Source organism: Alphaproteobacteria bacterium LSUCC0719, from assembly GCA_040839025.1.
Classification (GTDB): domain Bacteria; phylum Pseudomonadota; class Alphaproteobacteria; order Puniceispirillales; family Puniceispirillaceae; genus UBA8309.
Genome location: JBFPJN010000002.1, coordinates 273,131 through 285,084 on the forward strand (window position 1 = coordinate 273,131; position 11,954 = coordinate 285,084).

Sequence of the window (11,954 nt, forward strand, 5' to 3'; positions counted from 1 at the left end):
TGGCGCCCGCATGAAAGGCCGCCGCGATCGACAGGCAGGAATGACATCAGCACAGTATCCAGATTTTGAATCCGCAGCGTTTCTTCGCGCGCATGTCGACAGCATTCTGGCGTTCTATGAACCAGAGGCGTTTGATCCGGCTGGCGGTTTCTTTCATCACTTTCTGGATGACGGGTCGGTCTATGACCGTGACACGCGCCATCTGGTCAGTTCGACACGCTTTGTTTTCAACTACACAAATGCCTTCCTTGCGACCGGTCGGCCCCATTACCGTGACTGGGCCGCACATGGGCTGAGCTATCTCGGCACACACCACCGCGCACCGCAGGGCCATTATCTGTGGCAACGCAAGGCGGATGTGGTCGAGGATGGGCGTGCCATGGCCTATGGTCATGCCTTTGTGATCCTGGCGGCGGCCTGGGCGGCGCGGGTCGGCATCGAAGGTGCCGGATCGATGCTGGATTCCTGCTGGGATTTCATGGAGACGCAGTTCTTTGAACCGGACCATGACGCCTATGCGGACGAGCGGTCGGATGATCTGACGCAGCTCGACAGCTATCGCGGACAGAACGCCAACATGCATACCGTCGAGGCACTGATCGCCGCATTTGAGACCACCGGCGAGGCACGCTATCTGGACCGCGCCGACAGGGTGGCCCATAAATTCACCGTCGAGCTGGCCGCCGCCGCCGACGGCCAGGTCTGGGAACATTACGATTCCGGCTGGACCCATGACTGGGCCTACAATATCGACAAGCCCGACGATCTGTTCAAGCCATGGGGCTTTCAGCCCGGACATCAGGTGGAATGGGCAAAATTGCTGCTTCAGCTCGACACGCACCGCCCCGCAGACTGGCATCTGGCAACAGCCATATCACTGTATGACAGGGCGATGGAGCGCGGATGGGATCCTGTCCATGGCGGGCTTGTCTATGGATATGCGCCGGATGGCGGTTTTGCCGACGCGACAAAATATTTCTGGGTTCAGGCCGAGGCCATTGCCACCGCCTGGCGGCTGTTCGCACGCACTGGCAAGACCTGCTATCGTGACGACTATCACCGCCTGTGGCGCTGGTCATGGGATCACCTTGTGGATCATGAACATGGTGCCTGGTACCGCATCGTGACCCGCGAGGGGTCATGGATCGAGCCGTTCAAATCACCTGCCGGCAAGGTTGACTATCACACTATGGGGGCCTGCTGGGATGTATTGTCGGTCATGGATGCCGCTGACAGACATGGATAGAAGCCACCGATGACAATGGACAGAATGCACGGCAGTGCGCCGCAAAAAAGCTATGATGTGGTGATTGTCGGCGGCGCGATCATGGGGTCCGCGACCGCATTCTTTCTGTCACGGAATCCGGATTTTGACGGCTCGGTTCTGGTCATCGAACGCGACCCGAGCTACGCAATGTCCTCGACTGCGCACACCAATTCCTGCATGCGCCAGCAATTCTCGACCGAGCTGAACATCCGAATTTCACAGTTCGCGGCCGATTTCGTGAAAAACCTGCGGGCCAATATGGGCGGTGACGAGCGCGTCCCGCAGCTGACCATTCAGAATTACGGCTATATGTATCTTGCGGACACCGAGTCATTTGCAGACGTGCTGCGCCGCAACCAGGCCATTCAGCAGGCTGCCGGCACCGAGACCGAATTGCTGACAACCTCGGAGATCGCCGCCAGATACCCCTTCTACAATGTCGAGGATATCATCCTCGGATCGATCAACCGGAAGGACGAGGGCTATTTCGACGGCGGGACACTGTTCGACTGGCTGCGGCGCGGCGCACGCGAAGGCGGGGTCGACTATCTTGTCGGCGAGGTGGTGGCGATGTCGCGTACCGGCAATCATATCAGCCATGTGACGCTGGCCAGCGGCGAGACCATCGCCTGTGGCACCGTGGTCAATGCCAGTGGTCCGCGTGCCGCGCGTACCGCGGCGATGGCCGGGATCGACCTGCCGGTAGAACCGCGCAAACGCTTTTCCTGGGTCTTCACCGCCGAAAGGCCGCTTGATGTCGATCTGCCGCTGACGATCGACCCGTCGGGCGTGCATGTTCGCCAGGACGGGCCGACAACCTATCTTGCCGGCTGCGCCGCCGACCCCGACCCCGGCGTCGCCTATGATGATTTCGTGATGGATCATGACCGGTGGCAGACCCATGTCTGGCCCATCATCGCCGCCCGGATCCCACAATTCGATTCTCTGCGCGTGGTGACCGAATGGGCCGGGCATTACGCCTACAATACGCTTGATCAGAACGCGATTCTGGGGCCGCATGACGAGGTCGGCAACTTCATCTTCCAGAACGGGTTTTCCGGTCATGGCCTGCAGCAGAGTCCGGCCATGGGACGCGGTGTTGCCGAACTCATCACCTATGGGGAATACCGCACGCTCGACCTGTCGCCCTTCGCCTTTGGGCGGATTCCAGCACAGCGCCCAATCACCGAAACGGCGATTATCTAGCCCCGCCGCCGCCATCTGTACTGCCAACAGGCCGTGCATGCAGATTGGTCAGGTGGTCAGGTGCCCTGCGTAAAAAACAGCTGCGAGACTGGCCGCGCCTAGACGGCCTCGAACAGGCGGCGTGCCGCCGCGATACGCGTTGCATTGTCCGGCGCGATGCTGCCATCCGGCATGAATATAGAATTTTCGAACCCGACGCGCAGCTTGCCGCCGCGCGCCACCGCCGCGGCAAGACTTTCATTTTCCTGTTCGGCAAAGGCGCAGATGGCCCAGTCAACATCAAGGCCACGCGCCGCCAGCCTGTCAAGGAAGGGTGGTATCAGATCAGGATGGCTGATCCGGCCGGTATAATGGCCAATCACGAACAGACACCAGACATCATCACGTGGCAGGTCCGCCGCCTCGACAAGATCGACCAGAAGATCAGCCTCATCCGGAAAGAACATGATGTGCTGGATCCGCGTGCCGGCCTCGTACAGCGCGCGATACAGGCGAATATCCTCGGCCTGGGGACGCCGTGTGGGCATCATTTCAACAAGTCCAATCGAAATGCCGGGCGGCATCACATCATAGGCAAGCTGGCGCATCTCGGCAGGTTGATAGCGTCCAACAGCCTCAGTCGTGATCTGAAGATGCATCGCCGGCACAGCGGACTGCAATTCGGCAAGTGCCTCGCGATAGAGCCCTGCATCAAGAATATGCTGCTGATCGGCATCGCGGACATGGAAATGCATCGCAGCTGCGCCAGCATTGGCGCAGGACCGGGCTGTATCGACAATCTCCGGAATGGTCACGGGAATCGCCGGATGGTCAGCCTTGGTCCGGCGGGCGCCGTTCGGCGCGGCCATAAGACGTGGCAGGGGCTGTAAATCCGTCATCCTGATACCCTTCATTCATGCCGCGACGAACGACCATCAACACCGGCCGCAGAATGACATCCGGTAGCCGGCTTCGCAAGACGGCCGCAAGAGGGGTCATTTCATGGCGGCGCGTTTGCGCTCTCGATGGAAGACATAGAGACCCGACGCCATGATCACGAATGACCCTATCCAGGTCCAGAGATCCGGGAATTGTCCGAACAACAGATAGCCATAGATGCTGGCCCAGATGATGATGGTGTAATGCAGCGGCGAGACAAAGACAGCCTGACCTATTTCCAGCGCCTTGATCACCAGAAACTCGCCAAGCGCCGCCATCAGCGACATGGAAGCCAGAACGGCGATCAGCTTCGGCGAGTTGATCGGCTGCCAGATGAAGGGCTGCACAAGGCTCATCATCAGAAAGGCTGTCAGCGCGGTGTAGGCAAGCGTGGTTTCGGTGCGATCACGCACCCCGATATGACGTGAAATGACCTGCCTGATGGCAAACAATATGGCGGCGACAAGCGGCAGCAACAGACCGGGATGGAAGCTGGCCATGCCAGGCCGGATCACGACGAGTGTGCCAAGCAGGCCAATGATCGTGGCGGTCCATCTATGCAGGCCCACACGCTCGCCAAGAATCAGCGCGGCCATGATCGTGACAACCAGCGGCGCGACAAAGGTGACCGACACCGCATCCGCAAGCGCGACAAAATTCAGCCCGAAAATGAAGAAGGTTGCCGACAATGCCGCCGCGGCACCGCGACCAATCTGCAGCATCGGGAAGCGGGTTCGCAGAACCGACCTGCCATGCCAGACAACCAGAATGATCACGCCGACAACAAGGCCGATCTGGCGGGCCCAGACAATCTGCAGCGAGGGCAGATATTGAGTTAGATATTTTGCCTGCGCGTCGACAGCCGAGAAGACAAACATGCCTGCCAGCATGAACAGCGCACCCTTTACATTGTCACCTGCCACCGTATTTGAAGGTGGCGGCGCGCCACCTGCTACCGGAATGGTCATGATGCCACGGCACCGGCATTGGCATTGGCGAGGCCATCCACCGGAATTGCCGATGCCCGTAAACAGAGTGATGCTGTAATGACTGTCTCCCTTGGCTTGCCTGTTACGCCCGCACTGTCACTGGTGGTATCGGCAAGCCGGGAGATGGTGGCGCAGAATGACCATGCATACCAGCTCTTTTCCAGCCTCTCCAGAGTCAGGCAAGCGCCGACTTTGCCGCCACCTCCAGCTTGCCGACAAGTTCATCGATCTGGTCATCGCTGATGATGAAAGGCGGGGCAATCAACACATGATCTCCCTGTTTGCCATCGATCGTTCCCCCCATCGGATAGCAGATGAGACCAGCCTCAAAGGCCGCGGCCTTGAACCGCCGGTGGCGGGCTTCAGCCGGGTCGAAAGCAGCCTTGCTGGCGCGGTCGGCAACAAACTCCATGCCCAGAAACAGCCCGCGCCCCCGAATGTCACCAATATGTGGATGGTCACCGAACCTGTCCTGTAGTGCGCTCTTCAGCTTCGCGCCCTGAACCTGAACCTTGCCGATCAGCTGTTCATCAAGAAGCGTTGTTACAACCGCCAGCGCCGCCGCACAGGCCGTCGGGTGGCCTATATAGGTGTGACCATGCTGAAAAAACCCGCTTCCCGACTCGATGGTGCGATAGATCTCGTCACTGCACAACATTGCGCCGACGGGCTGATATCCTGCGCCGAGCCCCTTGGCGATTGTCACGATATCGGGGCGCACATCATCAGCCTCGCAGGCAAACAGATAGCCTGTGCGGCCCATGCCGCACATCACCTCGTCAAGGATCAGCAACACACCATACCGATCGCAGATTTCCCGGATCCGGGCGAAATACCCTTCGGCCGCCGGCACCGCGCCAAGCGTGGCGCCAACCACAGGCTCGGCGACAAAGGCCATCACACTGTCCGGTCCCAGACGCTGGATTTCGGCCTCGAGTTCGTCGGCGACACGCTCACCAAAGGCACGCTCGCTCTCGCCATCCCGCATTTCACGGTACGCATAGCAGGGCGCGATATGGCTTGTTTCAACCAGCAGCGGGGCAAAGGACTGGCGGCGCCATTCATTGCCGCCGACAGCAAGCGCGCCAAGCGTGTTGCCGTGATAACTCTGGCGACGGGCAATCAGATGCTTGCGTTCGGGCATGCCGCGTTCGACGAAATATTGCCGCGCCAGCTTGATCGCCGCCTCCACCGCCTCTGACCCGCCGGAAACGAAATAGACGTGGTCAATACCGGCGGGTGCCTGCGCAGCAAGCAGGCTGGCAAGTGACTCCGCGGGCTCGGATGTGAAAAACCCGGTATGGGCAAAGGCAAGGGTGCCGATCTGCGAGCGCACCGCTTCGATCACTGTCGGATGATCATGGCCAAGACAGGACACCGCCGCCCCGCCGGACCCGTCAAGATATCGCTTGCCGGTGGAATCGATGATGTAGCACCCCTCTCCGGCCACCGCGACCGGCGGAACTGTCTTCATGCTACGCGGGAACACATGCGATGTTGTCATATCCGATCTCCATCCCCTCTTTCAGGAACTCTTCTTCAGGCAGCCGCACCACGCATACGCCGCCCAGCTGCGTCAAAAAGCGGGGCCACCACCACCCGGCAGTCAGCGTGGTGACCGGCGATATCCACCGTCACCCTGCTTCCGGCAACAGCATGATCACTGGCAATAAGCGCCAGCGCAACCGGTTTGCCGATACGATATCCAAAGGCGGCAGATGTGGTCTTGCCGATGATCGTGGACCCGAGACAGACAGGCTCATTGCCAAGCGGCACCGCCTCGACATCTGAAAATTCCAGGCTGACCAGCCTTGTTGCCGGCGCTTCCATAGCAGCCAGCGCGGCGCTGCCAATGAAACCCCCGTCCGGCGACAGCGCGAATTCGAGTCCCGCCATGAACGGTGTCACATCGGTGTCCAGATCATGACCATAGGCACAAAACCCCTTTTCAATCCGCATCGCGGTCTGCGCATAGCTGCCAACAGGCACCACCCCGCCAGCCGCGAGACAGGCATGGAGTCCGGGCGCATCGCCACTGTCACAACTCAGCTCCCATCCCGCCTCACCAACATAGGACAGCCGCGCCGCCCGAAGCGATATCCCGGCAATGTCGCCAGTCTGATGACGGAAATAGCCGATATCGTTCAGCCACCCCGCCCCCAGCGCGGACGCAATACCCGGCGTATCCGGGCCAACAAGTCCAAGCACAGCGTAATCCCCGGTCACATCGCTGATCTGCACATCGGCATCGGGTGGGCACTTGGCCCGGATCCAGGACAGGTCACGCTTGACAGCTGCGGTGCCGACCATCAGGCGGAAATGCTGGTCGCCAAGACGGAATACGGTCAGATCGCTTTCGATTCCCCCCCTGTCATTCAGCATCAGCGTATAGCAGGCATGGCCGACAGGTCGGTCGATGCGGTTGCTGCAGATATATTCAAGGCAGGTCAGCGCATCCGGCCCGGTCACGTCGATCTTGCCAAAGCTCGACAGGTCGGTGACGCCGGCATGTTCGTGCGCCGCCCGCACTTCGCTGCCAACCTGATCAAACCAGTCAGGCCTGGCAAAGGTCAGGCGCGGCGGCGCGCCACCGCCGAAATAGAGCGGCCGTTCAAACCCGAAGACCTGGCCGAAATGCGCGCCAGCCGCCTCCCATCTGTCATGCAGTGGCAGACGACGGAGATTCCGGGCGCTCTGCCATTGGCGGCCCGGATAGGTAATCTCGTAGTGCTTGCCAAGCACCTCGGGCACTCTGGCGGTCAGCGCGGCAACGCTGTTCACTGATGAATCAAACCGTTTCGGGTCGGCCTCGTGCAGATCGGCCGGCGGCGCGCCATGCTGGATGGCGTGCGCCAGCGCCATGCCGGCCCCACCGCCGGTGGCAACGCCAACCGAATTCATGCCGCAGCCCAGAAACAGCCCCCTTGTCTCGGCCGTCTCGCCAAGCAGAAAGCTGCCATCAGGGGTAAAGCTTTCCGGCCCGTTCAACAGCATTTTCACCTCAGCCTCGGCAAGACATGGCAGGCGATGCAGCGCGTTATGCATCATCGGCTCGAAATGGTCCCAGTCTTCGGGAAGAAGCTGAAAGGCGAAATCACTGCCAAGCCGGTCCGGATCAATGGGTTTGCCAAGAGGCTCGAAACAGCCAACAAGAAGGCCGCCGGAATCATCGCGGATATACAGATGCCCGTCATGGTCCGACAATGTCGGAAGATTGCCCTCGGCACCGGCGACAGGTTTTGTCAGCAGATAGAAATGTTCACACGGCCAGACGGGCACCTCGACGCCGGCCATCGCCGCAGCGCCGCGACTCCACAGCCCGGTACACAGCGCCACGGCATCCGTCTTTATGGTGCCGCGGTCCGTTTCGACGGCAACCACCCGGCCACCTCTGGTAACGATCCCGGTGACACCCGTATCTTCAAAGATACGCGCCCCGGCAGACCGCGCGCCCTTGGTCAACGCGGCGCACAGATCGGACGGGCTGACCCGCCCGTCATCCGGTGACCAGACAGCACCAACCACATCATCGGCATGCATCAGCGGCCAGCGTTCCGCCGCCTCGCCAGCTGAAACCGTCTCGGCACGCACCCCGAACAGCCCGGCAAGAGCCGCCTGGCGCCGGATATGAATCATCCTGTCATCATTCGTCGCGATCGACAGCGACCCCTTGTTGATCCAGCCGACCTGCTGGCCTGTTTCCTGCTCTAGCCGTGAATAGAGATCAACCGAATAGCGAACCAGGTCGGTCAGATTGCGGGTTGAGCGAAGGGCCCGTACCTGGGCTGCCGAATGCCAGGTGGTTCCGGAGGTCAGCTTGTTCCGCTCGATCAGGATGGCGTCACGGACACCATCGCGCGCCAGATGATACAGCGTTGAACACCCCATCACACCGCCACCGATGACGACAACGCTGGCTTCGGACGGCAAAGCTGCAGACTGGGTTTCCATCCCTGTTCTCCACAAAACACGACAGGGCCATCCTGCCATCGACAGACAGAGAATGTAACAATTGAAATATTTTATCAATATTGTTATGTTTGTTTCATGTCAATCACGAAACCGTATCTTGCTGGCGGATCTTGTTGGCAGATTATATCGACGCTCGGAATGGATGGCAGGCGATGCATATCAGACAGGTGATCGAGGACCAGGCCGACAGCCTGTCACCACAATTGCGCCAGGCTGCAGATTACGTGGCCGCAAATCCGATCGAAGTGTCCTTCCGGTCGATGCGCTATATCGCCGACAAGACCGGGCTTACACCCCCCACCTTCACCCGATTGGCGCGAAGCCTTGGCTTTGAAAGCTATGAGTCACTGAAAGAGGCCTGCCGCGCTGCTGCCAAGGACACCTATAGCGGCTATCGCGAACGTGCCGAGGCGTTGCGGGTCGGTCATGCCGCCGCGAATGGCACGACATCCTTTCATGCTGCCTATGGCCAGCAATCGATGCGCAACATCAACGAGACCATGGTCAACGCCACCAGCGACAGCATCGAGCGAATTGCCGCGACGCTGGTCGCGGCGCGACGGGTCTTTGTCAACGCGCAGATGGGACAGCGCCATATCGGGTCCTATGCCAGCTATGTGGCATCGCTGGCGTTCGACAATTGGGAGGTTCTTGGCATCGACCCGGCCAGCACCGGCAGCCAGATGCGTCGCCTGAGTGCCGATGACGCCATGATCTGTCTGAGTGTCAGCCCCTATGCCGCCAGCACGCTGTCGCTTGCCGAATCGGGGCGGGCGCGGGGTGCCACCATCATTGCCGTCACCGATTCGCCAAACGCGCCACTTGCCGAATGTGCCGATGACATACTTGTTGCCGCCACGGCGAACCAGCATTTCTTCGCCTCTCAGCTTGGCACGATGTATCTTATTGAGGTGATTCTGGGTTTGATGGTTGCGAAATCTGGCGGCAACGTTCAGTCTAATCTTGCAAAAACCGAATTATTCTCCACAGAAACCGGAGAATATCTGAAGCGGTGATCAGCCGCTTAATAACTGTGAATGGGAGAACTTATCCATGATGAAGAGACTTTTGGCTTCTGCGCTGGCAGGTGCGTTTGCACTGGCCCCGCTGGCTGCGTCAGCTGACGGGCATGCCTGCAAGAACGAAGTGTGGAACAAGGTGATGTCGCGCGGCAAGATCGTTGTTGGCGTAAAGGCCGACTACAAGCCGTGGGGTTTTCGTGACACCAGCGGCGAGATTGTCGGAATGGAAATCGACATGGCAAAGGATGTTGCGGCCAAGATGGGCGTCGATATCGAGCTTGTCGCCGTTCAGTCCTCGAACCGCATGCAGTTCCTCGAGCAGGGCAAGATCGACCTGATGATCGCCACCATGTCGGACCGTAAGGACCGCCGTGAGATTGTCGGCATTGTCGGCCCGAACTACTATACTTCGGGCACAAACGTGATGTCGCCAAAGGCGCTTGGCCTGAAGAACTGGGAAGATCTTCGCGGCAAGCCGGTCTGTGGCAAGCAGGGCGCGTTCTACAACCAGATCGTCGAAGAGCGCTATGGCGCCCAGATCATCGCCTTCACCGGCAATGCCGAGGCCAAGCAGGCGCTTCGCGACAAGAAGTGTATCGCCTGGGTGTATGATGACAGCTCGATCGGCTCGGACCTCAGCTCCGGCGAGTGGGACGAATTCGAAATGCCGCTGGCATCCGAGGACGACAACCCTTGGGCACTCGCCGTTCCGTCAAAGGAGCGCAACTGTGTCTTCGGTCGCTTCATGGCCGGCATGCAGTATCAGTGGCACCAGGACGGCTCGCTGATCGCGCTTGAGAAAAAATGGGGCATCAAGCCAACCAAATATCTCGCCGATTACAACGCACGCATGAAAGACTGGCTGGCCGACTAAAGCGGGCCGCCACCAAATGAAAGGGCCCCGCCGGCAAAGTCGGCGGGGTCATATGTGATATTATGGATCTTGTTGCTGATTTTTTCCGCGAACTTGCTGCCGATTATCCCAGATGGAATTTCATCTGGCTTTATGAGCCTGTGCAGCAGGGCAAGATTCTGTCCGGGATCTGGATGACAATCAAACTGTCGCTTGCCTGTCTGTTGCTGTCGATGGTTATTGGCGTTCTGGGCGCCTTCGCACAGGGAAGCCGCAACATCATCCTGCGGCGCCTCGTCCAGGGTTATATCCAGTTCTTTCGCAACACACCGCCCTATGTGCAGTTGCTGTTCTTTTATTTCGCCCTTGGCCAGTTCACCCCGACTTACAGCCCCGATGGCTGGCTTGAGATGCCGATCATCTCGAATGTCGGCTGGGCCATTATTTCCCTGTCCTTTTTTGCCGGCGCCTTCAATGTCGAGATTTTCCGGGCCGGCATCGAGGCTGTTCCCGAAAGTACCCGCGAGGCATCAGAATCGCTGGGCTTCTCGCGTGGACAAACCTATCGCTATGTGGTGTTGCCGCTGGCATTGCGGGTGTCGCTGCCGGCGCTGAACAACAATCTTGTCAATCTTGTGAAGACAACCACCCAGGCGTTCGGCATTGCGGTGCCGGAACTTCTCTACCAGTCGGTGACGATCTGGAACGACTACCCGTCAGCGCTCTATCCAACGATGCTGCTGGTGTTCGTTGTCTATATCGTTCTTGTCGGTCTGCTGGTGATGAGCATGAACCGCTGGGAAAACAGCATGAGGATTCCGGGCTATGGCACCTGAGCGACGGCACACCGCCTATCCCGGCGTTAATGCGCGTGCCAGCACCGATCTGCCGGTGATGAAGCCGCTGCGCCTGACGGCCGCCGGCCCGACGGCAACACAGTGGCTTGCCAGCCTGCCTTCATGGACCCCGCTATTGTTGATGACACCGCTGGTGCTGTGGCCGTTCTATGCCCAGGCAGCCGGCAAATTCACCGTGGTGACGGCCTTTGCGACTTTGGTGAAATGGATCCCGTTCCTGTTCAAATCGGGGTTCCTGTTCAACATCCTGATTTCGATGTTCGCGATGCTGTTCGGCACACTTGCCGGGGCGGCGCTTGGTCTTGGCCAGATTTCCAAGCTGTCCGTCATTCGACGATCAGCCTGGTTCCTGACCCAGCTGTTCCGCAATTCACCCTGGCTGGTGATCCTGTTCATCGTTCTTCTTGCGCTGCCGTTCGAGATCGTGATTTTCGGTGTGATCATCTCGATCCCGGACTGGATGAAGGCCGTATTCGGCCTGTCACTGCCAATCATGGCCAATATTTCCGAAATTGTCCGCGGTGCCGTGCAGTCGGTGCCGACCGCACAATGGGAAGCCGCCGAAAGTCTGGCGTTCAGCCGCCAGCAGACGCTGTGGCGGATCATCCTGCCACAATGTTTCAAGCGGATGATCCCGCCCTGGATGAACTGGTATGCCATCCTGACAATGGCAACCCCTCTCTGCTCGCTTCTCGGGGTCGAGGAAATCATCACCCTGTCACGTCAGGCGATGGAAGCCGAAAACAACCATCCCGAACTGCTGGTTCCGTTCTATTCCTTCGCGCTGGCACTGTTCTTCTTCTACTGCTACCCGATCGCGCGTGTAACCATTGCCCTCGAACGCAGATACGCGGTCAAACTCTAGGAGAC

The 11,954-nt window shown here is 59.3% G+C and carries 10 protein-coding genes; 6 read left to right on the forward strand and 4 right to left on the reverse strand.

From position 1 onward, the window contains the following. The first annotated feature begins 40 nt into the window (after positions 1-40). Positions 41-1,246 carry an AGE family epimerase/isomerase gene (locus AB3X55_05985; protein ID MEX0503130.1) on the forward strand — a complete coding sequence of 402 codons (1,206 nt, stop codon included), beginning with the start codon at positions 41-43 and terminating at the stop codon, positions 1,244-1,246. Positions 1,247-1,255: 9 nt separating this feature from the next. Continuing rightward, complete coding sequence (locus tag AB3X55_05990) at positions 1,256-2,473, forward strand: NAD(P)/FAD-dependent oxidoreductase (protein ID MEX0503131.1); 1,218 nt, start codon at positions 1,256-1,258, stop codon at positions 2,471-2,473. A 98-nt stretch (positions 2,474-2,571) separates the two neighbouring features. On the opposite strand, the gene AB3X55_05995 is transcribed toward AB3X55_05990, so the two are convergent. The 4 genes from AB3X55_05995 to AB3X55_06010 form a co-directional block, all read right to left on the reverse strand. Continuing rightward, a complete protein-coding gene (locus AB3X55_05995) occupies positions 2,572-3,351 on the reverse strand; it encodes a 3-keto-5-aminohexanoate cleavage protein (protein MEX0503132.1) in 780 nt (259 codons plus the stop codon). Positions 3,352-3,447: 96 nt separating this feature from the next. Continuing rightward, complete coding sequence (locus AB3X55_06000) at positions 3,448-4,359, reverse strand: DMT family transporter (protein ID MEX0503133.1); 912 nt, start codon at positions 4,357-4,359, stop codon at positions 3,448-3,450. Positions 4,360-4,555: 196 nt separating this feature from the next. Beyond that, positions 4,556-5,884, reverse strand: a complete 1,329-nt coding sequence (locus AB3X55_06005) for an aspartate aminotransferase family protein (protein ID MEX0503134.1) — start codon at positions 5,882-5,884, stop codon at positions 4,556-4,558. A 35-nt stretch (positions 5,885-5,919) separates the two neighbouring features. Then, complete coding sequence (locus AB3X55_06010) at positions 5,920-8,331, reverse strand: FAD-dependent oxidoreductase (GenBank protein ID MEX0503135.1); 2,412 nt, start codon at positions 8,329-8,331, stop codon at positions 5,920-5,922. Positions 8,332-8,504: 173 nt separating this feature from the next. On the opposite strand from AB3X55_06010, the gene AB3X55_06015 reads away from it, so the two are divergent. From AB3X55_06015 to AB3X55_06030, 4 genes are all read left to right on the forward strand, one after another. After that, on the forward strand, positions 8,505-9,368 hold the full coding sequence (locus AB3X55_06015; protein ID MEX0503136.1) for a MurR/RpiR family transcriptional regulator: 864 nt from the start codon (positions 8,505-8,507) through the stop codon (positions 9,366-9,368). Positions 9,369-9,405: 37 nt separating this feature from the next. Beyond that, entirely contained in the window at positions 9,406-10,248 is an 843-nt protein-coding gene (locus tag AB3X55_06020) for a transporter substrate-binding domain-containing protein (GenBank protein ID MEX0503137.1), read from the forward strand. A 62-nt stretch (positions 10,249-10,310) separates the two neighbouring features. Further along, the gene (locus tag AB3X55_06025; protein MEX0503138.1) at positions 10,311-11,063 is read left to right on the forward strand and encodes an amino acid ABC transporter permease; all 753 of its coding nucleotides are present in this window, start codon (positions 10,311-10,313) and stop codon (positions 11,061-11,063) included. Then, the gene (locus AB3X55_06030) at positions 11,053-11,949 is read left to right on the forward strand and encodes an amino acid ABC transporter permease (protein ID MEX0503139.1); all 897 of its coding nucleotides are present in this window, start codon (positions 11,053-11,055) and stop codon (positions 11,947-11,949) included. The genes AB3X55_06025 and AB3X55_06030 overlap by 11 nt, the downstream gene beginning before the upstream one ends. Positions 11,950-11,954 lie beyond the last annotated feature (5 nt).